Source organism: Blastococcus sp. TF02A-30 (assembly GCF_003319185.1).
Taxonomy (GTDB): Bacteria; Actinomycetota; Actinomycetes; order Mycobacteriales; family Geodermatophilaceae; genus Blastococcus.
In genome coordinates this window covers 176,600-203,367 of sequence record NZ_QOHJ01000006.1, presented here as the reverse complement: position 1 = coordinate 203,367, position 26,768 = coordinate 176,600, and the positions used below count along the sequence as shown (strand labels likewise).

Sequence of the window (26,768 nt, the reverse complement as noted above, 5' to 3'; positions counted from 1 at the left end):
GCCTCAGTTGCCGGCGGACCTCCGGGACCGGGCCCGGTCGGCCAGGTGCCGGTCGGGGCGGCAGGTGCCGCACGGGGTGAAGCCGTCGGCCCGCGCCTCGTCCAGGGGCAGCGGGATCGGTGTGGCGCCGGCGAGGTGTGGGCAGCCCTCGAGGTGGTAGCGCGGGTGCTCGTCGATGACGAGCACCTCGTCGGTGAGGTCGACGACCAGGAGCAGGTCGGTGACCTCGACCTCCTCCAGCGGCGGTTCGCCGTCCGGCCCGACCGGGACGCCGGCCGCGGGAGCTGCCGCGTGAGCGGGCTCGACCGGGGCGCGCCCGTCCGGGGGAGCCGGCTCGGCCGGCGGCTGCGCCGCCGCGGCGCGCTCCTGGGCGGGTGCCTCGGGAGCTGCGTGCGGGGACGCGGCACCGCCGGCCGTCGCACCGCTCGCCGTCGCACCGCCGGCCGTCGCATCGCTCGCCGTCGCACCGACCGGCCGGCGGGCGTCGTCCCCGGTCCGCGACGGCGGCGCGTCGGCCAGCTTCCGCCGGGCGAGGAAGATGACCACCGCCGCCACGACGCAGGTGGCGACGCAGGCCCAGTAGAGAGCCGTCACCCCGGTGAGCACACCGGCCACGAACAGCCCGAGGCCGGCCAGGACCAGGAGGAACGCGACCAGGATCACGATCGCGACTCTAGGGCCCGGAGCGGGCCCCGCGCCGCACGAGCGGCGCGGGGCCGGTCAGGCTCCGGGCTGGGAGACGCGCAGGCCGGTCGCGGTCGAGAACACGTGCGCCTGCTCCGGGCGGATCGTCACGTGCAGCACCTCGCCCTTGGCCGGCGTGCGGCGCGCGTCGGTGCGCAGCGTGATGGTCTTGTCGACGACGGCGTCCCCGCTGCCCGTCTGGAGCTGCGCGTACGCGAAGGCGTCGGCGCCCAGCTCCTCGACGACCAGGACCTCCATCGGCACGCCCTCGCCGGCACCGGCGTAGTCCACGGACTCGGGGCGGAAGCCGAGCGTGGCCGTGCGGGCGCCCTCGGCCGCCAGGGCGGAGAGGGCCTCGCGCGGCAGCGGCACCGGCTGGCCGCCGAGGAGCGCGCCGCCCTCGGTGAGCTGCACCTCGACGAGGTTCATGGCGGGCGAGCCCATGAACCCGGCGACGAAGACGTTCGCGGGGCGGTCGTAGAGGTTGCGCGGGGTGTCGACCTGCTGGAGCAGGCCGTCCTTGAGCACCGCCACGCGGTCGCCCATGGTCATGGCCTCGACCTGGTCGTGGGTGACGTAGACGGTGGTGGTGCCCAGCCGGCGCTGCAGCGCGGCGATCTCGGTGCGGGTCTGCACGCGCAGCTTCGCGTCGAGGTTGGACAGCGGCTCGTCCATGAGGAAGGCCTGCGGCTGGCGCACGATCGCCCGGCCCATGGCCACCCGCTGGCGCTGGCCGCCGGACAGCGCCTTGGGCTTGCGGTCCAGGTACTCCTCGAGGTCGAGGATCTTGGCCGCCTCCCGCACCCGGGTCGCCCGCTCCTCCTTGGGCACGCCGGCGATCTTGAGCGCGAAGCCCATGTTGTCGGCGACGGTCATGTGCGGGTAGAGCGCGTAGTTCTGGAACACCATGGCGATGTCCCGCTCCTTCGGCGGGAGGCCCGTGACGTCCTTGTCCCCGATGAGGATGCGCCCCTCGGTGACCTCCTCGAGGCCGGCGAGCATCCGCAGCGACGTCGACTTGCCGCAGCCGGAGGGGCCGACCAGGACGAGGAACTCGCCGTCGGCGATCTGCAGGTCCAGCCCGTCCACCGAGGGACGGTCCGCCCCGGGGTAGACCAGCGTCGCCCGGTCGTAGGTGATGGCGGCCATGGGTTCCTTCCTGCACCGATGTGGTCCGGACACTGTGGCACGCTGCACGACCGCGGCACCACCGTCGGGGGCGCGGCGCACCGTCGTGTCACACCTTCGGAGGCGCCAGGGTGCGATCTCATAACGGTTGCGCCACTGTTACGCCTCGTTGCCCCGGAGATTAGTTAGGGTTCCCGTCGAATGTGACGGGTAGCACAGCTGGAAGGACATCCACATGACCATGCGCTCGAGGGGCCGCGGGACCGCGGCGGTGGCCGGAGGGCTCGGGCTCGCGCTCGTCCTCGCGGGCTGCGGTGGCGACGACGACAACGGCGGCGGCGGCGGCAGCACCGGCGGCGACACCGTCGACCCGGCCTCGCTGGAGATCGACTGCGCGCCCTACGAGGAGTTCGGCGACCTGGAGGGCGAGACGGTCAGCGTCTACAGCTCCATCGTCGACCCCGAGGACCAGCCGCACATCGACTCCTACGTGCCGTTCACGGAGTGCACCGGCGTCGAGGTGGAGTACGAGGGCTCGCGCGAGTTCGAGGCGCAGCTCATCGTGCGCACGGAGAGCGGCAACGCCCCCGACATCGCCTTCATCCCGCAGCCGGGCCTGCTGGCCAACCTGGTCCGCTCGGGCGACGTCGTCGCCCCGCCGGCCCAGGTCGAGGCCAACGTCGACGAGTTCTGGTCCGCGGACTGGAAGAACTACGGCACCGTCGACGGCACCTTCTACGCCGCTCCGCTGGGCGCCAACGCCAAGTCCTTCGTCTGGTACTCCCCGGCCGCCTTCGAGGACGCCGGCTACGAGATCCCGGAGACCTGGGAGGACATGGTCGCCCTGTCCCAGCAGATCGCGGACGACGGCGGCAAGCCGTGGTGCGCGGGCATCGGCTCCGGCGAGGCGACCGGCTGGCCGGCCACCGACTGGCTGGAGGACGTGCTGCTGCGCACCGCCGGCCCCGAGGTCTACGACCAGTGGGTCACCCACCAGATCCCCTTCAACGACCCGCAGGTCGTCGAGGCGCTCGACACCGTCGGCGAGATCCTGAAGAACGACGACTTCGTCAACGGCGGCCTGGGCGACTCGCGCTCCATCGCCTCGACGGAGTGGACCGACGCCGGCAACCCGATCCTCGAGGGCTCCTGCTTCATGCACCGGGCCGCGTCCTTCTACCAGGCCAACTGGCCCGAGGGCACCGAGGTCGGTGAGGACGGCGACGTCTTCGCCTTCCCGCTGCCGCCCATCACGGGCGACGCCGCCCCGGTCCTCGGTGGTGGCGAGTTCGTCGCGGCCTTCAACGACGACCCGGCCACGCAGGCGCTGCAGACCTACCTGTCGACCGACGACTGGGCCAACGTCAAGGCGCAGACCTCCGGCCCCGGCTGGGTGAGCGCCAACACCGGCCTGGACGCGGAGCTGCTGGCCTCCCCCATCGACCAGCTCTCCGCCGAGCTCTTCCAGGACCCGGGCACGACGTTCCGGTTCGACGGCTCGGACCTCATGCCCGGCGAGATCGGTGCCGGTCGTCTGTGGACGGAGCTGACCAACTGGTTCGCCGAGGACAAGCCGACCCAGCAGGTCCTCACCGACGTCGAGAACGCCTGGCCGGCGTCCTGACCCACCCGGTCCGGCGTCAGCCACGCTGACGCCGGACCACCCCAACCACCCGCGGAGGCCGGGGGGCCGCACACGCGGCCCCCCGGCGTCCGCCGTTAGAGAGGGCGCCAGCGGTGCAGTGGTTCACGGAGGCGACCTCCACGGGGCACAAGTTCGCCCTGATGGTCGTCGCCATCCTCCTGTTCGTGGCGGTGATGGGCGCGATCCTGTTCGCCGTCGACCGCCCCAAGCGGATCCCCAACTGGCTGGTCGCGGCGGGCTTCCTCGGCCCGACCGCCATCCTGCTGGGCGTGGGGCTGGTCTACCCGGCCCTGCGCACCATCTGGGGGTCGTTCTTCGACGGTGACGGCTCGGAGTTCGTCGGGTTCGACAACTACGCCACCGTGTTCACCGAGGACAGCTTCCAGACCGTCCTGCGCAACACCGTGCTCTGGGTGGTCCTCGTCCCGCTGCTCTCGGTGGGCCTGGGCCTGATCTACGCCTACCTCGTCGACCGCACGCGGTTCGAGGCGCTGGCCAAGGCGCTGATCTTTCTGCCGATGGCCATCTCGATGGTCGGCGCCGGCGTCATCTGGAAGTTCATGTACGAGTACCGGCCCGACCAGCCGGGCGTGAACCAGATCGGCGTGCTGAACAAGCTGCTGACGCTCGTGGGCGTGGACCCGCAGCAGTTCCTGCTCGACCAGCCGGTCAACAACCTCTACCTGATCATCGTCATGGTCTGGATCCAGACCGGCTTCGCGATGACGGTCCTGTCGGCGGCGATCAAGGCGATCCCCGACGACGTCATCGAGGCGGCCCGGCTGGACGGTGTGAGCGGCCTGCAGATGTTCCGCCACATCACCGTGCCGAGCATCCGGCCGGCCCTCGTCGTGGTGCTGACCACGGTGGCCATCGTCTCGCTCAAGGCCTTCGACGTCGTCCGGACGATGACCGGCGGGAACTTCGGCACGAGCATCGTGGCCAACGAGTTCTACACGCAGTCCTTCCGCTACTCGAACTTCGGCCTCGGTGCCGCGCTGGCGGTGCTGCTGTTCGTCCTGGTCGTGCCGATCATCGCCTACAACGTCCGCCAGCTGCGCCTGGCCGAGGAGATCCGATGACCACCACCACGCCGGTCATGTCCCCGGCGCCGCCGACCGAGCGCAAGCTCACCCGCGCCGAGCGGCGGGCGGCGGCGGCCAAGACGAAGCTCAGCTCCCCGGCCGCCTCGGCCATCGCGATCGTCATCGCCGTCCTCTGGACCGTGCCGACGCTCGGGCTGCTGATCACCTCGTTCCGGCCGGAGATCGACATCCGCCGCTCGGGCTGGTGGACGGCCTTCACCGATCCGCAGTTCACCTTCGACAACTACGACACGGTGCTCTACGGCGGCAGCACGAACTTCGCGAACCTGTTCGTGAACTCGATCGTGATCACGCTGCCCGCCGTGATCATCCCGATCAGCCTGGCGCTGCTCGCGGCCTACGCCTTCGCCTGGATCCCGTTCCGGGGGCGCAACGTCCTGTTCGTCGCGGTGTTCGCGCTGCAGGTCGTGCCGCTGCAGGTCACGCTGATCCCGCTGCTGCGGCTCTACGTGTCCACCGACCTCGCCGGGTCGTTCTGGACGGTGTGGATCTCGCACTCGATCTTCGCGCTGCCGCTGGCCATCTTCCTGCTGCACAACTTCATGAAGGAGATCCCGGCCTCGCTGGTCGAGGCCGCCCGGATGGACGGCGCCGGCCACGTGAAGATCTTCTTCCAGGTGCTGCTGCCCCTGCTCACGCCCGCGATCGCGGCGTTCGGCGTCTTCCAGTTCCTCTGGGTCTGGAACGACCTGCTGGTCGGTCTGACCTTCGCCGGGGGCAGCTCCGACGTCGCCCCGCTGACCGTGCGGCTGGCCGAGCTCGCCGGCTCGCGCGGCTCGGACTGGTTCCTGCTGGCCGCCGGCGCGTTCGTGGCGATCATCGTGCCGCTGATCGTGTTCCTCTCCCTGCAGCGCTACTTCGTCCGCGGCCTGCTGGCGGGCAGCGTCAAGGGCTGACGGGCCTCGCCCCCCGAGGGCCCCGGACCGGTACCGGTCCGGGGCCCTCGTCGTACGGCCCGCGCGCGGCGCAGGCCGGGGACGACGAAGGCCCCCGGACCGGGGTCCGGGGGCCTTCGTCGTGCGGGTGGGTCAGGCGCTGGCGTGCTGCCGGCCGGCCTGCGCCGGCTCGGCCGAGCCGCGGCTGTCCAGGTCGCGCAGGTGCGACTCGAGGTAGGACCGCAGGCGGGTGCGGTACTCGCGCTCGAAGGTGCGCAGCTCCTCGATCTTGCGCTCCAGGCTGCTGCGCTTCTCCTCGAGGCTGCCCATGGCCTCGACGTGGCGGCGCTCGGCGTCCTGGTCGAGGGCGGCGGCCTTGGCGCGCGCCTCGCGCTCCATGGTCTCGGCGCGGGTGCGGGCGTCGCCGATCATCGAGTCGGCCCGGTGCTTGGCCTCGGTGACCATCTGCTCGCTCTTGGTGCGAGCCTCGGTCATCATCCGCTCGCTGTTGGTCTTGGCGCTGCCGAGCATCTGCTCGGCCTGCGCCTTGGCCTCGTTGACGTAGCGGTCGGCCGTCTCGGTGGCCAGGGCCAGCATGCGGGAGGCGCGGGCGCTGTCGTCCTCGCGCGGCTGCTGCACGGGCGGGGCCTGGACCACAGCGGGCGCCGGGGCCGGGGGCTCGGGCCGCTCGTCGACGCGGGCGCCGCCACGGCTGCCGGCGCCGGAGCGCAGCTCGTTGTTCTCCTCGATCAGGCGGGCCAGCTCGGCCTCGACGACGTCGAGGAAGGCGTCCACCTCGTCCTCGTCGTAGCCCCGCTTGCCGATGGGCGGCTTCTTGAACACGACGTTGTGCACGTCGGCAGGAGTCAGTGGCATCGGGGTCACCTCGGGTCGGACGGCGGGAACAGGGGCGTTCTCGGACGAGCGGCGGTCGTGCGCGCCCGTCCTGCGGCTCTGATCCCGGGGGATTGAGCGGTCATGCGAGTGCGAGCGTGACGTTCCGGAGGACCACCACGGCGATCAGCAGCACCATAAACCCGAGGTCCAGTCGGATGGACCCCAGGTTCAGGGGCGGGATGACCCGGCGCACCGCCTTCAGCGGAGGGTCGGTCGTGCTGTAGACGACCTCGAGACCAGCGGCGACGAGGCCGGTGGGACGCCAGCTGCGCGCCAGCACCATCACCCAGTCGACCACGAACCGCGCGAACAGCAGGACGAGGAAGACGAGCAGGATCGACGAGACGATCGCCCAGAAGATTCCCACGGTCCTCGTTCGTCCAGGGCACCTGTCGTGCCGCCACCACCGGGGTGCGCGGGGCGGACCCCGCGCCGACCTCAGGACTGGTTGAAGAACCCGCCCTCGCGGATCCGCGCCTTGTCCTCGGCCGTCACGTCGACGTTCTGCGGACTGAGCAGGAACACCTTCGCCGTGACGCGCTCGATACTACCGCGCAGCCCGAAGGACAGTCCCGCAGCGAAGTCGACGAGCCGCTTGGCGTCGGCGTCGTCCATCTCGGTGAGGTTCATGATCACCGGCATGCCGTCGCGGAAGCGCTCGCCGATGGTGCGCGCCTCGTTGTACGTGCGCGGGTGCAGCGTGGTGATCCGGTAGGGCTGGGGGGCCGGCGCGGGCGCCGGCGCGGGCTCCGGGGCGACGGCGACGACCGGCTCGCGGACGGCGAGACCGGCCGCGCCCACCGGGCCGCTGCTCATCGCGCTGATCCGGGAGCCGGACGAGCCCGACGGACCGGACGAGGCCAGCCCGATCGGGCGGGCCGGCGTGACGCGGCGCACCGAGATGGGCTCGGGGTCGCGGACCGGCGCGGGGGCCGGCTCGGCGGCCTCGAGCTCCTCGTCGTCGTAGCCGGCGTACTCGCCGTCGGCGTAGTCGTCGTACCGGTCCTCGGCGTAGCGCCCGTACCGGCGGTCGTGCTCCAGGTCGGACTGGCGGGCGTCGTACCGGCCGTAGCCGCGGGCGTCGTCGTCCTCGACGAGACCCAGGTAGATGCCCATCCTCCGCATGGCTCCAGCCATCGGAACTCCCCCTCTGCTGGCAGTGCTCGGCGATCGCGTGCGTACGGCCGTCGGCCGGGTCACCCCGGGGCTCCGGTTGCCCGTGTTACTGGTGTGACTCGTGTGGCTGGTGATGACCGATCTCACCGGAGGGTAGGGGCCGGTCGCCGAAGAGCGCGGTTCCGACACGCACGATCGTCGCGCCGGCTGCGACGGCGTCCTCGAGGTCTCCGCTCATGCCCGCGGACAGCTCGACCGCCTCCGGGTGGTCGGCGCGCACGCGGGCGGCCAGGTCGGCGAGGCGGGCGAACGCCGGCGCGGGCGCCGCGCCGCGGGGGGCCACGGCCATGAGTCCGCGCAGCCGCACCCCCGGGAGCTCGGCGACGGCGTCGGCGAGCGCGGGCAGCCCGGCCGGGTAGGCGCCGCCCCGGGCCCCCAGTTCGCCCTCCGGCCCGCCGAGGTCGACCTGGAGCAGCACCTCCACCGGGGTGCCGCTCCCCTCCCCCGCGCGGCTCAGGGCCTGCGCCAGCGGCAGCCGGTCCACGGAGTGCACGACGGCGCCGACGCGGGCCACGGCGGCGGCCTTGTTGCGCTGCAGCTGGCCGATGAAGTGCCAGCGCAGCGGGACGTCGGCGAGCTCACCGGCCTTGCCGATCAGCTCCTGGGCGCGGTTCTCCCCGAAGTCGACCTGGCCCAGCGCAGCGAGGGCCCGGACGTCCTCGGCGGGCCAGGTCTTGCTCACCGCGAGCAGGCGCACCTCGTCGGGCTCCCGCCCCGCGGCGCGCGCGGCCGCGGCGATCCGCTCGCGCACGGCGGCGAGGTTCTGCTCGAGGCTGGCCATGACGGCATCCTCCCGCGGGCGCTCAGCCCAGCCACACCAGGCCCGCGTGCCGGCCCGTGACGCCGTCGCGGCGGTGCGAGAACAGCTGCGGGTCCTCGACGGTGCAGCGGGCGTCGGTGACCACCTCGGTCACCCCGGCCCGCTGGAGCGCCTCGGCGAGCCCGGCGCGCAGGTCCAGGCCCGGGGTGCCCCGGCGGGTCCGGACGGCGGCAGCGGGCGCCACGCGGGCGACGTCGGCCTGCATGGCCTCGGGCACCTCGTAGCAGGCTCCGCAGACCGCCGGCCCCAGCAGCGCGGTGACGTGCCGCGCGCGGGCGCCGAGGCTCGCCATGGCCGACAGCGCGCGCGGGAGCACGCCCTGGCGGACGCCCTCGCGTCCGGCGTGCACCGCCGCGACCACGCCCGCCACGGGGTCGGTGAGCAGCACGGGGACGCAGTCGGCGGCCAGCACCCCGAGCACCAGGCCGGGGGTGCGGGTGACCAGCGCGTCGGTGGCGGGGACCGGGCCGTCCTGCGGTCCGTCGACGACGGCCACGCCGGTGCCGTGCACCTGTTCCATCCAGACCAGCCGGTCCTCGCCCACCCCGAGCTCGCGGGCGACCCGCGAACGGTTCGCCGCCACGGCGGCCGGGTCGTCCCCGACGTGGTCGCCGAGGTTGAAGGTGTCGTACGGCGACGCGGAACGGCCGCCCCGCCGATCGGTCACGACCCTGCGGGGCCGGACGGACGACGGGGCGGCCGGTTCGTTGCTCATCAGGACGAGAGGTTACGTCGCTGGTGTGGATTGGAAGGCCCCCTCGCAGGGCCCCACGCCGAGCCTGCGAGGCGTGGGGGGCGAGGGGGTCCTCTTACTGCTTGAGGAACTCGGGGATGTCGAGCTCTTCCTCGAAGTCCTCGTTGGACAGCGGGCGGCGCCCGTTGACCGGGCCGGGGATCGGCGGCAGCGGCGGCACGGTGATGCCCCCGCCGGCCGGCGGCGCCGTCCGGCTGGAGGCCACCGGGGCCGGCGCGACCGGTGCCGGCTGGGCCGGCGCGGCCGGGGCCGGCTGGGCCGGCGCGGCCGGGGCCGGCCGCTCCGCCGACGGCGAGGACGCCGGAGCCGGGTTCATCGCCGGGCGGCGGTGCGGCGGGAGCCCGCTGGGCACCGATCCACCGGGCAGGCCGGTGGAGACCGCCGCCGGGGCGCCGTCCTTGCGCGTGTTCGGACGGCCGCCGTCGAACCCGGCGGCGATGACCGTGACCCGCACCTCGTCACCGAGGGCGTCGTCGATGACGGCGCCGAAGATGATGTTGGCGTCGGGGTGCGCGGCGTCCGACACCAGCGACGCGGCCTCGTTGATCTCGAACAGGCCCAGGTCGGAGCCACCGGAGATCGACAGCAGGACGCCGTGCGCGCCCTCCATGGAGGCCTCCAGCAGCGGGCTGGCGATCGCCTGCTCGGCGGCCAGCAGCGCCCGGTTGTCACCGCGCGCGCTGCCGATGCCCATGAGCGCCGAGCCCGCCCCGGACATGACCGACTTGACGTCGGCGAAGTCCAGGTTGATCAGGCCGGGCGTGGTGATCAGGTCGGTGATGCCCTGGACACCGGAGAGCAGCACCTGGTCGGCGGTGCGGAACGCGTCCATGACGCTCACGTTCCGGTCGCCCAGCTGGAGCAGCCGGTCGTTCGGGATGACGATGAGCGTGTCGCACTCGTTGCGCAGCTCCTCGATGCCCGATTCGGCCTGGACGGCCCGCCGCTTGCCCTCGAAGGCGAACGGACGGGTGACCACGCCGATGGTCAGCGCACCGAGCTTGCGCGCGATGGACGCCACGACGGGCGCGCCACCGGTGCCGGTGCCACCGCCCTCGCCGGCGGTCACGAAGACCATGTCGGCCCCCTTGAGGACCTCCTCGATCTCCTCGCGGTGGTCCTCGGCGGCCTGGCGGCCCACGTCGGGCTGCGCGCCGGCGCCGAGGCCGCGGGTGAGCTCGCGGCCGACGTCGAGCTTGACGTCGGCGTCGCTCATCAGCAGGGCCTGGGCGTCGGTGTTGATCGCGATGAACTCGACCCCCTTGAGGCCGACTTCGATCATGCGGTTGACCGCGTTCACCCCGCCGCCGCCGATGCCGACGACCTTGATGACCGCTAGATAGTTGTGCGGAGGTGTCATGCGGCGCTCCCCAACTGGACCCTCATCCTCAAGTTCAGCCTTACAGTTATGTCAACTCGGTCGACGCGGACGAAGTTAGGTGCGCCCGGACCGGCGCTACAAGCACCCGCTCCGGGTCGGCGTGTCGGTAGGGCGGAACGCCACCGTTCACCCACGACTCAGTGGTCACATCCGCACCACTGGGTGTGACGACCCGCCTGCCGAACGTCTCATGCAGGGGTGCAGGCTCCCAGCCGCACCGGGAATCACATGCGCGACATTTGTTTCTGTGGTCGGGCGTGTCGCGGCCCTCGGCGTGTCGCCGCCGCGCCGCCGGCGGAGCCCTCCGGAGGCGGCACCGCACGCAGGGCGAGGACCGGGGTCAGCGGAGGACGACGGCGCCCGGCGCGCTGACGTCGATCTCACCGGCCGGCTCGAGGTCGCCGCTCTCGATGCGGGCCACCAGCCCGGCCAGGGCCTGCGCCTTGCGGTCGGACTCGTCGGCGCTCCCCCACCGGACCACCGTGCCGTCGAGGAGCAGGAACGCGACGTCCTCCGGGCCCGTGGCGGTCGCCCCGGCCATCTGCTCGCGCAGGTCTCCCGGCAGCGCCGCGATGGCCGCCAGGGCGGCCTCGGTGGCCTCGTCGCCGGGCCCGGGCTCGGCCACCTCCAGCGGCACCACGCCGGCCGGCGGCTGCCCGGTGATGGTGTCGAACAGCACCCCGCTCCCGTCGACGAGCACCCGCCCGCCGTCCTGCTCGACGGCGGCCAGCGGCGTGCGCTCGACCAGGGTGATGACGACGCGGTCGGGCCAGCCGCGGGTGACCGTCACCGACCGCACCTGCGGCAGCTCGGCCAGCCGGGCGGTCGCGGCGTCGACGTCGACCCGGAGCAGCGGCGTCCCCTGGTCGATGCCGGAGGTCTCGCGGACCAGCTCGGCGGGGAGCAGCTCCGCCCCGTCGACCTGGATGGAGCGGACCGACAGCAGCGGCCCCGCGGCCAGGAACCACACGACGGCGATCAGGCCGACCACCGCGGCGGCCGCCTGGACCACCCGGCGCCGCCTCGGGTGCGCGGTCCGGCGGCGCCGGCGGTCGGGCAGCGGCGTGACCGAGCCGCTCCCCCGGCGGTCGGCGCCCCGCCGGGCGCCGCGGGTGCGGTCCCGGGTGGTCGCCCCGCCGCGGCTCACCGGTCCGGGCTCCCGGGGGGATCGGAGGCGTGATCCGCGGCGCCGTCCCTCCCGGCCGCCCGCGCACGCAGCGCCTCGAGCACCTCCGGGCCGACCATCGAGACGTCGCCCGCGCCCATCGTCATCACCAGGTCGCCGGGCCGCGCCCGTTCCGCCAGCGCGGGGGCCGCCGCCGACCAGGAGGGCTCGAACAGCACCCGCCCCGGGGGCAGCGGGACCGCGTCGGCCACCATCGCCCCGGTGACGCCGGGGACCGGGTCCTCGCGGGCGCCGTAGATCTCCATGACGACGACGTCGTCGGCCAGCCCGAGCGCCTCGCCGAACCCCTCGGCGAACTCCTGCGTGCGGCTGTACAGGTGCGGCTGGAAGGCCACGACCAGCCGGCCCGTGCCCGCCACCGCGCGGGCCGCGTGCAGCTGGGCGCGCACCTCGGTCGGGTGGTGGGCGTAGTCGTCGTAGACGCGGACGCCGTCGACGACGCCCTTGAGCTCGAACCGGCGGTGCACGCCACCGAAGCGGGCCAGCCCCTCGATCAGGCCGGCCGCGGGCAGCCCCAGCTCCAGCCCGGCCAGGAGGGCGGCGGCGCTGTTGAGCGCCATGTGCTCGCCCGGCAGCTGGATGCGCACCCGGCCGAGCTCCCGGCCGTCGACGACGGCCGTGTAGCTGGTCTCCTGCGGGCCCACCTCCAGGTCGGCGAGCCGCAGGTGGGCATCGGCCGATCGGCCGTAGGTCCGCACCCGGGCCGGACCGGGGACGCCGAGCAGCCGCGCCGCCCCGGGGTCGTCGGCGCACAGGACGACGAAGCCCTCCGGGTCGACGGTGGTGAGGAAGCGGTCGAAGGCCGCCTCGACCGCGGCCAGGTCGCCGTAGTTGTCCAGGTGGTCGGCCTCGACGTTGGTGACGATCGCCCCGAACGGGGCCAGCAGCAGGAAGGAGCGGTCGCTCTCGTCGGCCTCGGCGACGAACACGTCACCGGTCCCGGCGTGGGCGTTGCTGCCCGACTCGTTGAGGTTGCCCCCGATGGCGAACGAGGGGTCGACCCCGCAGGCCTGCACCGCGACGGTCAGCATCGACGTCGTCGACGTCTTGCCGTGCGTGCCGGCGACGGCGACGCTGCGCCGCCCGGCCATGACCGCGGCCAGCGCCACGGCGCGCGGCAGCACCCGCAGCCCGCGCTCGCGGGCAGCGGCCAGCTCCGGGTTGTCCGGCCGGATCGCCGTCGACACCACGACGGTGTCCGCGTCGCCCAGGTGCGCGGCGTCGTGCCCGAGCTGCACCCGGGCGCCCAGGGCGCGCAGCGCCAGCAGCGTGGGGGTGTCGCGGCGGTCGCTGCCGGAGACCGGCACGCCGCGGGCCAGCAGGATGCGCGCGATCCCGCTCATGCCGGCACCGCCGATCCCGACGAAGTGCACCGCGCCCAGCTCGGCCGGCTCCGGCACCGGACCGGTCCAGGCGGCGACGTCGGCGGCGCTCATCGCTGCGCCACCTCCAGCACGATGCCGGCCAGCCGCTCGTCGGCGTCCGGCGTCCCGGCGGCGCGCGCGTGCGCGGCGTACCGGGCCAGGCCACCGGGGTCGGTCAGCAGCGGCACCAGGTGCTCCTCGATCCACTCGGGGCTCAGGTCGGCGTCCTCCACCAGCAGCCCACCGCCGGCCTCGACCACCGGCAGCGCGTTGCGGCGCTGCTCGCCGTTGCCGATCGGCAGCGGCACGAAGGCGGCGGGCAGCCCGACGGCCGAGAGCTCGGCGACGGTGACCGCTCCCGACCGGCACAGGGCCAGGTCGGCGGCGGCGTAGGCCAGGTCCATGCGCTCCAGGTAGTCGACCACCACGTACGGCGCACTACCCGCGGAGCGCGGCGGGACGCTCACGTCGGTGTTCTTCGGGCCACGCGCGTGCAGCACCTGGACGCCGGCCGCCGTCAGCGCGTCCGCCGCCGCGACGGCGGCCCGGTTGAGCGACGCCGCGCCCTGCGAGCCGCCGAAGACCAGCAGCGTGGGGCGGTCGGGGTCCAGCCCGAACGCCGCGCGGCCCTCGGCCCGGCGCGCGTCGCGGTCGAGCGTGCTGATCGCCCGGCGCAGCGGCATGCCCACCTGCTCCGCGCCGCGCAGCGGGGTCCCCGGGAAGGTGACGGCCACCCGCGCCGCCCCGCGCGCGCCGATGCGGTTGGCCAGGCCCGGCAGCGCGTTCTGCTCGTGCACGACGACCGGCGTCCGGGTCCGGCGCGCCGCCAGGTAGGCGGGCAGCGCCACGTACCCGCCGAAGCCGACGACGACGTCGGCGTGCAGCTCGCGCAGCAGCGCGCGGGTCTCCCCCACGGCGCGGCGGACCCGGCCGGGCACGCGGAGCAGCTCCGGGGTCGGCTTGCGCGGCAGCGGCACCGGCGGGATCAGCCGCAGGTCGTAGCCGCGGGCCGGTACCAGACGGGTCTCCATGCCCCGGGCGGTGCCCAGGCAGGTGATCGTCAGCTCGGGCCCGCCGTCGGCCGACCGGCGGCGCAGCGCGTCGGCGAGGGCGAGCATCGGCTCGATGTGCCCGCCGGTGCCACCGCCCGCGAGGACGACCGACAGCGGGCGCGGGGTGCTCGCGCTCACCGGGCTCCCCCGGGCCGACGGGGCCCCCCGCCCGAGCCCGGCTGGCGGCGGCCGGGCCGGGGCTGGCCGGCCCGGGCGGGCCGTTCGGCCCGGGGCGGCTCCGCGGGGCGGGGCAGCTCGGGGGCGCGGGTGCGCTCGGCCGGCGCGGGTCGCACGGAGGGCAGCGGTTCCGCGGGGGCGCGGCGCAGCGCGCTGCCGGCGTGCACGACGGTCCGTCCGGTGCCCCGCACCGAGCGCGGCGGGCGGTCCTCCGGGCGGCGCCGCGGACGGACCGGGTCCACCGCGGAGCCCGGTGCCGGCAGGAGCCAGCGGCTCAGCCGGCCGCGGGTCCGGTGCTGCTGGGCCTCGACGGCCGCGGGCTCGGAGAGCGCGAAGCGGGCCAGGATGCCGACGATGAAGAGGGTGAGCACCAGCGACGTGCCGCCCGCGGAGATGAGCGGCAGCGTGACGCCGGTGACGGGGAGCAGGCCGACCACGTACCCCATGTTCATCGTGGCCTGGCCGACCAGCCACACGGTGATCGCGATGCTGGCCAGCTGGACGAACCGGTCGGCGGCGCGCCGGGCGATGCGGAACCCCGCGAAGGCCAGCACCCCGTAGAGCGTGACCACGACCAGGCAGCCGAGGAAACCCATCTCCTCGCCGATGATGGCGAAGATGTAGTCGGACTCCGCGTGCGGCAGCAGGTTCCACTTCATGGCGCTGTTGCCCAGCCCCACGCCCCAGAGGCCGCCCGTGGCGAGGGCGTACATGCCGCGGATGGCCTGGAAGCCGCCGTCGGTGGGGTCGGCGAACGGGTCGAGGAAGGCGGTGATGCGGGCCATCCGGTACGGCGCGGCCTGCACCAGCACCACGATGAGCACCACGGCGCCGGCGGCGAAGCCGCCGAACCACTTCAGCGGCATGCCGCCGGCCCACAGCAGCCCGACGAGCACCAGCCCGAGGGTGACGACCGCGCCGAAGTCGGGCTCGGCGATGAGCAGCAGCATCAGGACGCCGAAGACCGGGAGCACCGGGACCAGCAGCGACTTCGTGGTCAGGTAGCGCTCCCGGAGCGCCAGCACGTGCGCGCCCCAGAGCGCGAACACCAGCTTGGCCACCTCGGAGGGCTGCAGGTGGGCGAACCCGAGGTCGAACCACTGCCGTGCGCCGTTGAGCTTCACGCCGATACCCGGGACGAGCACCAGCAGGAGGAGGAAGGCGACGCCGACCAGCGCGATCGGGGACCACCGGCGGAGGAAGCCGACCGGCAGCCGCAGCGCCACCCCCATGGCGATCAGGCCGAGGAAGGCCCAGATCAGCTGCTGGACGCCGGGCGCCCACGCCGGCTCGTCGGCCAGGGCCGCCTCGATCGAGGAGGCGCTGAACACCATCACCAGGCCGATGACCAGCAGCAGCCCGGCGGCGCCCAGCACCAGGTGGCAGCTGGTCATGGGGCCGTCGAGCCAGGCCGGCCCGGTCCAGCGGGGGGCGCGGGGGGCGGGTCGCTGCGCGCGCGGGCGCCTGGGGGCGGCCGGGCGGACCTCCGTCGTCGTCACGGCCGGCCCGGCGCCAGCGCCCGCACGGCCGCGGCGAAGGCGTCCCCGCGGTGCGCGTAGTCGCGGAAGACGTCCATGGAGGCGGCCGCGGGCGCGAGCAGCACCGTGTCGCCGGGGCCGGCCAGCCGCGCGGCCGCGGCGACGACCTGCGCCATCGTCGCCTCTGCAGTCACACCCGTCCCGTCCACCCCGCCATCGTCGCCGCTGGGCACCTCGACGACCGGCACCGTCGGGGCGTGTCGCGCCAGCGAGGCGGCGATCTGCGCCCGGTCACGGCCCAGCAGCACCGCTCCGGTCAGCCGCGGGGCGACCGCGGCCACCAGCGGGTCGACGTCGGCCCCCTTGAGCAGGCCGCCCGCGATCCAGACGACCCGCGGGTAGGCCGACAGCGAGGCACCGGCCGCGTGCGGGTTGGTCGCCTTGCTGTCGTCGACCCAGTCGACCCCGCCCGTGGACGCCACCCGGACGTTGCGGTGGGCCCCGCCGCGGAATCCGGCCAGGCCACGGCCCACGGCCTCCGCGTCCACGCCCGCCGCGCGGGCCAGGGCGGCGGCCACCAGCGCGTTGACCACGTTGTGCGGGCCGGGCACCTGCAGCCGGTCCCGCTCGAGCAGCGCCTCCCCCGCGGGGTCGGCGGCGAAGGCGCGATCCACCAGCACCCCGCCCCGCACGCCCAGCTGCCCGGCTCCCGGCTCGCCGAGGGTGACCGTCACCGGGTGCGGGTGGGCGGCGACCAGCGACGACGCGACCGGGTCGCCGGCGTCGGCCACCGCGACCGGCGCGCGCTCGAGGATCCGTGCCTTGGCGTCGCGGTAGGCGGCGAAGGAGCCGTGCCAGTCGGTGTGGTCGTCGGCGACGTTGAGCACCGCCGCGGCGGCCGGCGCGAGGGAGGACGACCAGTGCAGCTGGAAGCTCGACAGCTCCACCGCGATCGCGTCGAACGACGGCCGGCCGTCGGGGTCGCGGGCGGTGACCACCTCGACCAGCGGGCGGCCCACGTTCCCGGCGGCCACCGCACGCAGCCCGGCCGCCTGCAGGACCGCCTCGAGCATCGTGACCGTCGTCGTCTTGCCGTTGGTACCGGTGACCGCCAGCCACGGGGCCGGGCGGCCGTCCGGGCCGGCGACGCGCAGCCGCCAGGCCAGCTCCGGCTCGCCGACGACCTCGATGCCCCGCCGGGCGGCGTCGACCAGCAGCGGGGAGTCGGGACGCCAGCCCGGCGAGGTGACCACCAGGTCGGTGTCCCCGGGGACGGCGTCGAGCCCGCCCAGCCAGGTGGCGCCGGCAGCGCTCAGCTCCGCGACCACGGGCCGCTCCGCGGCGTCGGTGAGCAGCACCCGGGCGCCGCGGTCGAGGAGCACCCGGGCGGCGGCGACGCCGGAGACGCCCAGCCCGGCGACGAGGACCGTGGCGCCGTCGAGGTCGGCCACCGTCACAGCCCCGCGAAGGAGAGCCAGTCGGCGTAGAAGAGCCCCAGGCCGAAGGCCACGGCCATCCCGGTCACCAGCCAGAACCGGACGATGACCGTGTTCTCGGTCCAGCCCGCCAGCTCGAAGTGGTGGTGCAGCGGGGCCATCCGGAAGACCCGCCGCCGGGTCGCGCGGAAGAAGGCGACCTGGATGACCACCGACAGCGTGACCGCCACGAACAGCCCGCCGAGGACGACGAGCAGCAGCTCGGTGCGGGTGACGATGGCCAGGCCGGAGATGACGCCGCCGAGGGCGAGGGAGCCGGTGTCGCCCATGAAGATCCGCGCGGGGCTGGTGTTCCACCACAGGAAGCCCAGGCAGGCGCCCATGCCGGCCGCGGCGATGAGCGTGACGTCGAGCGGGTCGCGGACCACGTAGCACCCGTCGATCGCCTCGCGGGCGCAGTCGTGGGTGAACTGCCAGAACGAGATGATCAGGTAGGAGGCGAAGACCATGGCCGAGGAGCCGGCGGCCAGCCCGTCCAGGCCGTCGGTGAGGTTCACCGCGTTGGAGAACCCGGCGATGAACAGGTACGCGAAGACCACGAACAGGATCGGCCCGATCGCCAGCGGCGCGATGTCGCGCACGTAGGAGATCGAGGTGGAGGCCGGCGTGATGCCGTCGTCGTTGCCGAAGTTGATCGCGAGGACGGCGAAGGTGACCCCCACGACCAGCTGCCCGACCAGCTTCGCCGTCTTGTTCAGCCCGAGGCTGCGGCGGTGCCGGATCTTGAGGTAGTCGTCGAGGAAGCCGACGGTGCCCATGCCGACCATGAGGAACAGCAGCAGGAGCCCGGAGGCGCTGAACCCCCAGCTGTCCTGCCCGGCGAAGGCCAGGTGGGCGGCGAGGTAACCGACGACCGTGGCGCCCACGATCACCGTGCCGCCCATCGTGGGCGTGCCCTTCTTCGACAGGTGGCTCTCGGGGCCGTCGTCCCGGATCTCCTGGCCCAGCCCCTGCCGCCGGAAGGCGCGGATGGCCAGCGGCGTGAGCAGGATGGACAGGATCAGGCCGAGCCCGGCCGCGATGAGGACGCTCCTCACGCGCCGGCCTCCCCGTCGAGGAGGTCGGCGGCGAGCAGTTCGAGGCCGTAGGAGCGGCTGGCCTTCACGAGCACGACGTCACCGGGGCGCAGCTCCTCGGCCAGCAACTGGTGGGCGGCGGCCCGGTCCGGCACGTGCATCGATCCCTCTCCTGCGCGGAGCCCGGCGGTGACCGCGGCCTCGGCTATCCCTACCGCATCCGGTCCGACGGCCACGACCACGTCGACCCCCGCGGCGACGGCGTCGACCCCGAGCCGCCGGTGCTCCGCGTCGGCGTCGGCGCCGAGCTCGGCCATGCCACCGAGCACGGCGACCCGCCGGGTGGCGGGCAGCCCGGCGAGCGCGGCCAGGGCGGCCCGCATCGACTCCGGGTTGGCGTTGTAGGCGTCGTTGACCACGGTGACGCCGTCGGCGCGGCGGGTGACCTCCATCCGCCAGCGGCTGCGCGGCCCGGCGGCGGAGAGCGCGGCGGCGACGGCGGCCGGCGCCATGCCGGCGGCGAGCGCGGCGCCGGCGGCCGACAGCGCGTTGGCGACCTGGTGCTCGCCCACGACCTGCAGCGCGACCGGGTGCTCCTCACCGGCGGCCACCAGGGTGAACCGGGCGCGGGCGGACCCGTCGAGGGTGACCTCCGCGGCCCGGACGTCGGCGTCCTGCCCGCGGCCGGTGCGCAGCACCCGTGCCCGGGTGCGCGGGGCCATGCCGATCACCCGCGGGTCGTCGGCGTTGAGCACGGCGGTGCCGTCGTCGGGCAGCGCCTCGACCAGCTCGCCCTTGGCCTGCGCGATCACCTCGGGGCTGCCGAACTCGCCCAGGTGCGCCGAGCCGACGTTGAGCACGACGCCGATCTGCGGGCGGGCGACCCGGCACAGGCGGGCGATGTGGCCCAATCCGCGGGCGCCCATCTCCAGCACCAGGAAGCGGGTGCCCTCGTCGGCGGAGAGCACGGTCAGCGGCAGCCCGATGTCGTTGTTGTACGAGCCGGGCGGGCTCACCGTGGGGCCGGCCGCGGCGAGCACCTGGCCGAGCAGGTCCTTGGTCGAGGTCTTGCCCGACGAGCCGGTGATCCCCAGGGTGACCAGGCCGCCGGCGGCGAGGCGGGTGTGCACCCCCGCGGCGAGCCGGCCGAGGGCGGCCACGACGTCGTCGACCACGACGCACGCCAGCGCCGGATCGGGGCGGGCGCACAGGGCACCGGCCGCTCCGGCGGCCGCGGCGGCCGGCAGGAAGTCGTGCCCGTCGACCCGCTCCCCCGCCACCGCGACGAACAGGTCGCCGGGGGCGAGGGACCGCGAGTCGAGCGTCACCGCGCCGGTCACCGGGGCGGTGGCACCGCTCAGGGTGCCGCCGGTCAGCTCCGCGACCTCGGCCAGCGTCAGGGCGATCACCGGGTCACCGCCCCGGCCAGGACCTCGCGGAGCACCTCTCGGTCGTCGAACGGGTGCACCGTGCCGGCCACCTCCTGGCCGGTCTCGTGGCCCTTGCCCGCGACCAGCACGGTGTCCCCGGGCGCGGCCAGCGCGACGGCGGCGGCGATGGCGGCGCGCCGGTCACCGACCTCGTGGACCTCGGCCCGCTGCTCCTCGGGCACCTCGGTGACGCCTGCCAGCACCGCGGCGCGGATGGCCGCCGGGTCCTCCGAGCGGGGGTTGTCGTCGGTGACCACGACGACGTCGCTGCCGACGGCCGCGGCGGCGCCCATCGCCGCGCGCTTGCCCGGGTCGCGGTCACCGCCGCACCCGAGCACGGTGATCAGCCGCCCCCCGGTGGCGGTGCGCAGCGCGGCGAGCGCCGTGGCGACGGCGTCGGGCGTGTGCGCGTAGTCGACGAGGGCCACGAACGGCTGGCCCGCGTCGACCGGCTCCATGCGCCCCGGCACCACGGTGGTGGCGATGCCCTGGAGCGCGGCGTCGACCGGCACGCCCACGGCGTCGAGGAGGGCGACCGCCAGCACGGCGTTGGCCACGTTGAACCGGCCGGGCAGCCGCACCCTGGCGGGGCGGCGGAGCCCACCGGGGCCGAGCAGCGTGAAGGCCGAACCGCCGTCGGGCGCGGGCTGCACGTCGACGGCCGACCAGTCGGCATCGGCCCCCGCGGTCGAGACGGTGACCGGTCGGGACCGGCCCGGGCGGTCGCGCAGCCGGCGACCCGAGGCGTCGTCGACGTCGACCACCTCGGCGGCCGCGCGCCCGTCGAACAGCAGCGCCTTCGCCTGGAAGTAGGCCTCGAGGTCGCCGTGGAAGTCGAGGTGGTCGCGGCCGAGGTTGGTGAAGCCGGCGGCGGCGAAGCGGACCCCGCCCACCCGGCCCTGCACCAGCGCGTGGCTGGACACCTCCATGACCACGGCGGACACGCCGGCGTCGGCCATCCCGGCCAGCAGCTCGTGCAGCGCCGGGGCCTCCGGGGTGGTGCGGACGCTCGGCAGGGCGGTGACCGTGCCGTCGGCGGCGCGGGTCTGGGTGCGCACGGTGCCGATGAGCCCGGTGGCCATCCCGGCCGCGGCCAGCCCGGCCTCGACCAGGTAGCTCGTCGTCGTCTTGCCGTTGGTGCCGGTGATGCCGATGACCCGCAGCCGGCGGCTCGGCTCCCCGTACACGCGGTCGGCCACGGCACCGAGGACGGCGCGCGGGTCGTCGACGACGCAGACCGGCAGGCCGGACGCCTCGGCCTCGGCGCGGCCGGTGGGATCGGTCAGGACGGCGACGGCCCCCCTCGCGACGGCGTCGGCGACGTAGCGGACCCCGTGCGTGCGGGCACCCGGGAGCGCGGCGTAGAGGTGGCCCGGCTGCACCTCACCGGAGGCCAGGGTGACGCCGGAGACCTGCACGCCGGCCGCCTCCGCGGGCACCGTGCCGACGAGGTCGGCGAGCGCGGCGAGATCGGTCGGGGTCACGGGGCTCCAATCTACCGGCGGGCTCGGCGGGATCCGCGCAGCTGCGCGTCCGGGCGCCGCGGCCCCGCTGCAGGGCCCGCCGCGAGCCTGCGAGCGGCGGGGGCAGCGGGGCCCTTCTCAGTCGTCGGCGGTGAGGCGGAAGTCGGGCCGCGGCGTCCCCGACGGGACGACGGCGTCCGCGGTCAGCGCGTAGCGCAGGATGTCGGCGAACACGGGGGCGGCGACCTGGCCGCCCTCGGCGGCGCTGGTCGGGCGCTCGAGGTCGACGGCGACCACGTACTGGGGGTCGTCGGCGGGCGCGAACCCGACGAACGTGGTGACGTACCCGCCGCCGGCGTAGCAGTTGCACTCCGGGTTGGGCCGCTGCGCCGTACCGGTCTTGCCGGCGACCCGGAAGCCCTCGATCTGCCCCAGGGGCGCGGTCCCGCCCGGGCCGACGACGGCCTCGAGCATGTAGGCCAGCGCGTCGGCGGTGGCCTCGCTGACCACCCGGGTGCCCTCGGGCTGCTCGGTGCGGGTGACCGTCCCGTCCGGCGACGTCACCGACCGCACGATGCGCGGCTCGATGCGGACGCCGTCGTTGGCGATCGCCTGGAACACCGACGCCATCTGCAGGGTGGTCACCGAGACGCCCTGGCCGATCGCCACGTTGGCCGCGCGGATGCCGCTCCAGTCCTCGGAGTCCTGCAGGATGCCGGCGCTCTCGCCGGGCAGCTCGATGCCGGTCGTGCTGCCGATGCCGAACGCCCGGAGGTACTCCTCCAGCTTCTCGTCGCCCACCTCGCGGGCCAGCATGATCGTGCCGACGTTGCTGGACTTGGCCAGGATCCCGGTGACCGTCCAGTCGATCGGCGCGTGGTCGTGGGCGTCGGTGACCACCCGGTCGCCGGCCTCGATGTGCCCGTTGACGGTGAGCACCTCGTCCGGCGTGGCCACGCCCTCCTCGACCGCGGCGGCCAGCGTCACGGCCTTCATGACGGAGCCGGGCTCGAAGACGTCCGACACGACGGGGTTGCCGAGCAGGTCGGGGTCGGTGGCCGAGTAGTTGCCGGGGTCGTACCCGGGGCACGACCCCATGGCGACCACCTGGCCGGTCTTCACGTCCTGGACGACGGCCGAGGCCCGCGTCGTGGAACCGTCGGTGCACGCCGCCTGCAGCCGCTCCTCCATCACGTACTGGAGGTCCTGGTCGAGGGTGAGGCTGATCGAGTCGCCGTCGGTCGCCGGCGTCGACTCCTCGATGCCCGACGGGATCGGGTTGCCGCCGCTGCCGACCTCGACCCGGCGCTCCCCCGGCGTCCCGGCGAGCTCCTCCTGGAAGGTCCGCTCGATGCCGGCCAGGCCCTCGCCCTCGCGCCCGACGAACCCGACGACCTGCCCACCGACCGAGCCGGCAGGGTAGAGGCGCTGCGGGTCCTGCTCGGCGACGATCACGCCGGGCAGCTCGAGGGCGTCGATCGCGTCGGTGGTCTGCGGCGGCACCTGCGAGGCCAGGACGACGTAGCGGCCGTCCCGGGACAGCTTCTCCGCCAGCTCGGCCGCCGGGACGCCGAGGAGCGGGCTCAGCGCCTCAGCCGTCTTCTCGGGGTCCTGGACGACGGTGGGGTCCGCGGTCACCTTGTAGGCGTCGACGGTGTAGGCGAAGGGCTGGCCGTCCCGGTCGAGGATCTCCCCCCGCAGGGCGGCGATCGGGTAGGTCCGCAGCCGGTCCTGCTGGGCGGCGTTGGCGTACTCCGCGCCGTCCACGCCCTGCAGGAAGCCGAGCCGGACGACCACGGCGACCAGCAGCAGCACCATGACCAGCAGTCCCCAGCGGTTGCGCAGCAGCCGCTGGTTCACCGACAGCCCCGCGCCCCCGCTGCGTCGGCTCCCGGGCGCGCGGCGCGAGGTGAACGGCCCGGGCGTGCCGCGCTGGCCGCCGCTGCGCGGTGGGCCGCCGGGGCCGCGGACGGATCCCGGCACGTCAGCCCCCGTCCGTCGCGCCGTCCGCGGTCGGCTCGGCCGGGGCCGGGGTGCCGCGCAGGACCGATCCGCCGTCGGGGTCCAGGACGAGGTAGGCCGCGCTGCCCGCGGGCACCAGCCCGGCCGCGACGGCGGCGCGCGCGATCTCGGCGGGGGTGTTGCCCTCCACGACGCTGCGCTCCAGGCGCTGCACCTCCTCGGCCCGCTGGGCGTTCTCCGCCCGCAGCTGGGTGGCCTTGAGCGAGTCGACGGCGATCGCGGTGTTGAGCACCAGCAGCCCCAGCGTGGTGCCGGCGAGCAGCGCGACGATCAGCAGCACGAACGGCGCCCGCCGGCCGGCGAGCGCGCGGGCGGGACGCCGCGTGCGGGCCGGCGCCGAGGGGACCACGCGCAGCTGCGGGCGCGGCGTGGTGCGCGCCCCGGCGCGGGGACCCGGCGTGCGGGTGGTGGTGCGGGGGGTCGCCTGGACCCGGGCCGTGGCTCGGCTGCTCATGCCGCCCTCCGGATGCGCTCGGCCGCGCGGACGCGGGCCGAGGCGGACCGCGGGTTGGCGGCCACCTCGGCGTCGGAGGCGGCTTCGCCGCCACGGGTCAGCAGCCGGAGGACGGGGCTGTGCTCCGGCAGGGGCACCGGCATCTCCGGCGGGGTGTGGTCGGTCGCGCCCTCGGCGAGGGTCTGCTTGACGATGCGGTCCTCGAGCGAGTGGAAGGTGATGACGGCGATCCGGCCGCCGACCGCCAGGGCCTCGATGGCCGCCGGCAGCGCGCGCTCCAGCACGCCCAGCTCGTCGTTGACCTCGATCCGCAGCGCCTGGAAGGTCCGCTTGGCGGGGTGGCCGCCGGTGCGCCGGGTGGCGGCGGGGATGGAGGCGCGCACCAGGTCGGCCAGGCGGGCCGTCGAGGTGAAGGGCTCCCGCGCGCGCTCGCGCTCGATGGCGGCGGCGATCCGGGAGGCGAACCGCTCCTCGCCGTAGACGCGCAGCACCCGGGCCAGCTCCTTGGCCGGGTAGGTGTTCACGACGTCGGCCGCGGTGCGCCCCGCCTCCGGGTTCATCCGCATGTCCAGCGGGGCGTCGGTGCTGTAGCTGAAGCCCCGGTCCGGGCGATCCAGCTGGAGCGAGGAGACGCCGAGGTCGAACAGCACCGCCTGCACCTCGTCGACGCCGAGGCGGTCGAGGACGTCGGGCAGCTCGTCGAAGACGGCGGGCACGAGGGTGACCCGGTCGGCGTGCCCGGCGGCCTCAAGGCGGCGGGCGGCCTCCGCGCGGGCGTCGGGGTCGCGGTCCAGGCCGATGAGCCGGAGGCCGGGGTGGGCGTCCAGCAGCGCGGTGGAGTGGCCGGCCAGGCCCAGGGTGGCGTCGACGAGGACGGCGCCCGGGGCGGCGCAGGCGGGGGCGAGCAGCTCGGTGACCCGCTCGAGGAGGACGGGCACGTGCACCGGCGGCTGCGGCGTGGCCGCGGGGCCGGGAGCGCTCATCGTCGACTGCCTCTCGGATCGGGTCCGTGGACTCCGGATGGTGCCGCGCCGCGGGTGGCGGCGGGGGGATGCGGAGCCCGCCGGCGGAACGGGATCGGCCGGTGGGACGGGTGGGGCCCCGTGGGGTGGGGCGTGGTGGGGAGAGTGGGACCTGGTGGGGCGGCGGGCGCTGCGGACGGGGTGGATCTCCTCCCGGTGGGGATCCGGCCCCCGCGGGGCGCCGCCTGGCGTCGGGGAAGAGCGTCAGGTGGTGCCCCGCGGGAGACGGGGAGGTCGCCTGCCCGCCGGGGCGGGGCGTCGGGGAGCGGGTGGACCCAGCAGCGGGGAAGGCGGCTGGGGCCGGTGCCGGTCGAGCCGCGGGGAAGGCGGCTCGTGCGGTGCTCCGCGAGCCCGCCGGGTGGCGGGTGGGGGCGGCCTGCGGGATCACGACAGCGTCGGCATCCCCTCGCTCTCCATGTCGGCGAAGGCGGCCTCCTGCTCGGCCACGTAGGCCTCCCAGGTGACGGCGTCCCAGATCTCGAAGCGGGTGTCCACGCCGACCACGACGACGTCGCGGTCGAGGTGGGCGTACTCGCGCAGGCCGGCCGGGATGGTGATGCGGCCGGTCTTGTCCGGCTCCAGCTCGACCATCGAGCCGAAGCTCATGCGGGCCCGCATGCGGGCGGCGGCGGTGTCGGAGGGGGCCATCGCGGCCATCGCGGCGCTCTGCTCGGCGACCCGGGCCATGGTGAGGCCGTAGATGCAGCGCTCCTGGCCCTTCTTGATCACCATGCCGTCGGCCACCTGGTCGCGGAACCGGACGGGGAGGGCGAGCCGGCCCTTCTCGTCCAGCCGCAGCTGGTAGCTGCCGACGAACACCGGATCACCCCCTGCATCGGTCCTCCCATGGCTCTGCAGGACCCCTGGACGGTCCCTGCCTCCCCACCGGGCGACACAGTAACCCACTAGCCCCCACTCGACACCACTCGACGCCGTGTCGTGACCTGTCCGCTCCACCCGGCCCTCCGGGGCCCGGGACCGCTGGTCGCGGGAGGGTTCGGCCCCCTCCGCACGGCGCCGCACGGGCGCCGGCAGCCGCGGTGGGGCGCGGTGGGGCTGGCGGTGGGGAGCGGTGGGGAGGACCGGCTGCGCGCACGCCCCCCGGTGGCCCGTCGGGCACGTACGGTGGAGAGGTGACGGAGGTGACACGGACCGCCGGGGAGCCGGTCGGCCCGCAGGTCGACGTCGCCGCCGACGGCGCGCGCATCGCGGCCAACGTGGCGCGGGTCGTGCAGGGCAAGGACGACGTCGTCCGCCTCTCCCTCGTGGTGCTGCTCGCCGAGGGCCACCTCCTCGTCGAGGACGTGCCCGGTGTCGGGAAGACGACGCTGGCCAAGGCGCTGGCCGCCTCGATCGACGCGAGCGTCCGCCGCATCCAGTTCACGCCGGACCTGCTGCCGAGCGACGTCACCGGCGTCGCGGTCTACGACCAGGAGACGCGGGCGTTCGAGTTCAAGCCCGGCGCGGTGTTCGCCAACATCGTCGTGGCCGACGAGATCAACCGGGCCTCGCCGAAGACGCAGTCCGCGCTGCTGGAGTGCATGGAGGAACGCCAGGTCACCATCGACGGCGTCAGCTACGAGCTGGCCCGGCCGTTCCTGGTCATGGCCACCCAGAACCCGCTGGAGATGGAGGGCACCTACCCCCTCCCGGAGGCGCAGCGCGACCGGTTCACCGCCCGGGTCTCGATGGGCTACCCGGGCCGCGACGCCGAGCTGGCGATGCTCGACGACCGCGCCACCACCGATCCGCTGGCCGGGCTCGCCCCGGTCGCGGACGCGGCCTCGGTCCGCGCGCTGGTCGCCGCCGTGGGCCGGCTGCACGTCTCCGAGGGCGTGCGCCGCTACGTCGTCGACCTGGTGGAGGCCACCCGCCGCTCCCCCCACCTGCGGCTGGGCGCCTCGCCGCGGGCCGGGCTCCAGCTGCTGCGCGCCGCCCGCGCCTCCGCCGCCCTCGCCGGCCGCGATCTGGTGCTGCCCGACGACGTCAAGGACCTCGCCGTCCCCGTGCTCGCGCACCGCCTGCTGCTGGGGGCCGACGCCGCAGTCGGCCGCCGCACCCCCGAGCAGGTGGTCGCCGAGCTGCTGGCGACCACACCGGTCCCCCGCGGGCGCTGAGCGTGCGCGGGGCGGGCCGACGGGC

24 protein-coding genes are annotated in these 26,768 nt (G+C 75.0%); 4 read left to right on the top strand and 20 right to left on the bottom strand.

Annotated features, from left to right (window positions below):
- Nucleotides 1-3: 3 nt before the first annotated feature.
- Together DQ241_RS14910 and DQ241_RS14905 are read right to left on the bottom strand one after the other, a co-directional pair.
- Complete coding sequence (locus DQ241_RS14910; RefSeq protein ID WP_113830984.1) at nucleotides 4-663, bottom strand: hypothetical protein; 660 nt, start codon at nucleotides 661-663, stop codon at nucleotides 4-6.
- Nucleotides 664-720: 57 nt separating this feature from the next.
- Complete coding sequence (locus DQ241_RS14905; RefSeq protein ID WP_113830983.1) at nucleotides 721-1,833, bottom strand: ABC transporter ATP-binding protein; 1,113 nt, start codon at nucleotides 1,831-1,833, stop codon at nucleotides 721-723.
- A gap of 214 nt (nucleotides 1,834-2,047) precedes the next feature.
- Here DQ241_RS14905 and DQ241_RS14900 point away from each other — a divergent pair, with 214 nt between their 5' ends.
- From DQ241_RS14900 to DQ241_RS14890, 3 genes are all read left to right on the top strand, one after another.
- Nucleotides 2,048-3,436 carry an ABC transporter substrate-binding protein gene (locus tag DQ241_RS14900; RefSeq protein WP_113830982.1) on the top strand — a complete coding sequence of 463 codons (1,389 nt, stop codon included), beginning with the start codon at nucleotides 2,048-2,050 and terminating at the stop codon, nucleotides 3,434-3,436.
- A 113-nt stretch (nucleotides 3,437-3,549) separates the two neighbouring features.
- The gene (locus DQ241_RS14895) at nucleotides 3,550-4,539 is read left to right on the top strand and encodes a carbohydrate ABC transporter permease (RefSeq protein ID WP_113830981.1); all 990 of its coding nucleotides are present in this window, start codon (nucleotides 3,550-3,552) and stop codon (nucleotides 4,537-4,539) included.
- Entirely contained in the window at nucleotides 4,536-5,459 is a 924-nt protein-coding gene (locus DQ241_RS14890; RefSeq protein WP_113830980.1) for a carbohydrate ABC transporter permease, read from the top strand. The genes DQ241_RS14895 and DQ241_RS14890 overlap by 4 nt, the downstream gene beginning before the upstream one ends.
- Nucleotides 5,460-5,591: 132 nt before the next feature.
- Here DQ241_RS14890 and DQ241_RS14885 read toward each other — a convergent pair whose 3' ends face one another.
- From DQ241_RS14885 to mraZ, 18 genes are all read right to left on the bottom strand, one after another.
- On the bottom strand, nucleotides 5,592-6,314 hold the full coding sequence (locus DQ241_RS14885; RefSeq protein WP_113830979.1) for a DivIVA domain-containing protein: 723 nt from the start codon (nucleotides 6,312-6,314) through the stop codon (nucleotides 5,592-5,594).
- 100 nt (nucleotides 6,315-6,414) lie between these two features.
- Nucleotides 6,415-6,702: a YggT family protein gene (locus tag DQ241_RS14880; protein WP_113830978.1), complete on the bottom strand. Its 288-nt coding sequence runs from the start codon at nucleotides 6,700-6,702 to the stop codon at nucleotides 6,415-6,417.
- A 71-nt stretch (nucleotides 6,703-6,773) separates the two neighbouring features.
- Entirely contained in the window at nucleotides 6,774-7,472 is a 699-nt protein-coding gene (locus tag DQ241_RS21385) for a cell division protein SepF (protein WP_113830977.1), read from the bottom strand.
- An 85-nt stretch (nucleotides 7,473-7,557) separates the two neighbouring features.
- Entirely contained in the window at nucleotides 7,558-8,292 is a 735-nt protein-coding gene (locus DQ241_RS14870) for a YggS family pyridoxal phosphate-dependent enzyme (protein ID WP_113830976.1), read from the bottom strand.
- 22 nt (nucleotides 8,293-8,314) lie between these two features.
- The gene (gene pgeF / locus DQ241_RS14865; RefSeq protein WP_113830975.1) at nucleotides 8,315-9,046 is read right to left on the bottom strand and encodes a peptidoglycan editing factor PgeF; all 732 of its coding nucleotides are present in this window, start codon (nucleotides 9,044-9,046) and stop codon (nucleotides 8,315-8,317) included.
- Between the two features lie 94 nt (nucleotides 9,047-9,140).
- Nucleotides 9,141-10,445, bottom strand: coding sequence for a cell division protein FtsZ (ftsZ, locus tag DQ241_RS14860; protein WP_113830974.1), 1,305 nt, complete (start codon nucleotides 10,443-10,445; stop codon nucleotides 9,141-9,143).
- Between the two features lie 361 nt (nucleotides 10,446-10,806).
- Entirely contained in the window at nucleotides 10,807-11,613 is an 807-nt protein-coding gene (locus DQ241_RS14855; RefSeq protein ID WP_113830973.1) for a cell division protein FtsQ/DivIB, read from the bottom strand.
- Nucleotides 11,610-13,088 (bottom strand): UDP-N-acetylmuramate--L-alanine ligase, encoded by a 1,479-nt coding sequence (gene murC / locus DQ241_RS14850; protein ID WP_113830972.1) that lies wholly within the window; start codon nucleotides 13,086-13,088, stop codon nucleotides 11,610-11,612. The genes DQ241_RS14855 and murC overlap by 4 nt, the downstream gene beginning before the upstream one ends.
- Nucleotides 13,085-14,134, bottom strand: a complete 1,050-nt coding sequence (locus DQ241_RS14845; protein ID WP_370444384.1) for a glycosyltransferase — start codon at nucleotides 14,132-14,134, stop codon at nucleotides 13,085-13,087. The genes murC and DQ241_RS14845 overlap by 4 nt, the downstream gene beginning before the upstream one ends.
- Nucleotides 14,135-14,202: 68 nt before the next feature.
- Nucleotides 14,203-15,639, bottom strand: a complete 1,437-nt coding sequence (gene ftsW, locus DQ241_RS14840) for a putative lipid II flippase FtsW (RefSeq protein ID WP_113830971.1) — start codon at nucleotides 15,637-15,639, stop codon at nucleotides 14,203-14,205.
- Nucleotides 15,640-15,740: 101 nt separating this feature from the next.
- Nucleotides 15,741-17,174, bottom strand: coding sequence for a UDP-N-acetylmuramoyl-L-alanine--D-glutamate ligase (gene murD / locus DQ241_RS14835; protein WP_199584581.1), 1,434 nt, complete (start codon nucleotides 17,172-17,174; stop codon nucleotides 15,741-15,743).
- A gap of 2 nt (nucleotides 17,175-17,176) precedes the next feature.
- Nucleotides 17,177-18,256, bottom strand: coding sequence for a phospho-N-acetylmuramoyl-pentapeptide-transferase (mraY, locus tag DQ241_RS14830; protein ID WP_113830969.1), 1,080 nt, complete (start codon nucleotides 18,254-18,256; stop codon nucleotides 17,177-17,179).
- The gene (murF, locus tag DQ241_RS14825; protein ID WP_113830968.1) at nucleotides 18,253-19,644 is read right to left on the bottom strand and encodes a UDP-N-acetylmuramoyl-tripeptide--D-alanyl-D-alanine ligase; all 1,392 of its coding nucleotides are present in this window, start codon (nucleotides 19,642-19,644) and stop codon (nucleotides 18,253-18,255) included. Before murF ends, mraY begins: the two co-directional genes overlap by 4 nt.
- Nucleotides 19,641-21,149: a UDP-N-acetylmuramoyl-L-alanyl-D-glutamate--2,6-diaminopimelate ligase gene (locus tag DQ241_RS14820; RefSeq protein WP_233492449.1), complete on the bottom strand. Its 1,509-nt coding sequence runs from the start codon at nucleotides 21,147-21,149 to the stop codon at nucleotides 19,641-19,643. Before DQ241_RS14820 ends, murF begins: the two co-directional genes overlap by 4 nt.
- 117 nt (nucleotides 21,150-21,266) lie before the next feature.
- A complete protein-coding gene (locus DQ241_RS14815; RefSeq protein ID WP_113830966.1) occupies nucleotides 21,267-23,111 on the bottom strand; it encodes a penicillin-binding protein 2 in 1,845 nt (614 codons plus the stop codon).
- A gap of 1 nt (nucleotide 23,112) precedes the next feature.
- On the bottom strand, nucleotides 23,113-23,604 hold the full coding sequence (locus DQ241_RS14810; RefSeq protein WP_113830965.1) for a hypothetical protein: 492 nt from the start codon (nucleotides 23,602-23,604) through the stop codon (nucleotides 23,113-23,115).
- Nucleotides 23,601-24,587 (bottom strand): 16S rRNA (cytosine(1402)-N(4))-methyltransferase RsmH, encoded by a 987-nt coding sequence (gene rsmH / locus DQ241_RS14805; RefSeq protein WP_113830964.1) that lies wholly within the window; start codon nucleotides 24,585-24,587, stop codon nucleotides 23,601-23,603. Before rsmH ends, DQ241_RS14810 begins: the two co-directional genes overlap by 4 nt.
- Nucleotides 24,588-25,010: 423 nt before the next feature.
- Entirely contained in the window at nucleotides 25,011-25,445 is a 435-nt protein-coding gene (gene mraZ, locus DQ241_RS14800; RefSeq protein WP_113830963.1) for a division/cell wall cluster transcriptional repressor MraZ, read from the bottom strand.
- Nucleotides 25,446-25,759: 314 nt separating this feature from the next.
- On the opposite strand from mraZ, the gene DQ241_RS14795 reads away from it, so the two are divergent.
- Entirely contained in the window at nucleotides 25,760-26,743 is a 984-nt protein-coding gene (locus DQ241_RS14795; RefSeq protein ID WP_113830962.1) for a MoxR family ATPase, read from the top strand.
- The last annotated feature ends 25 nt before the right edge of the window (nucleotides 26,744-26,768 follow it).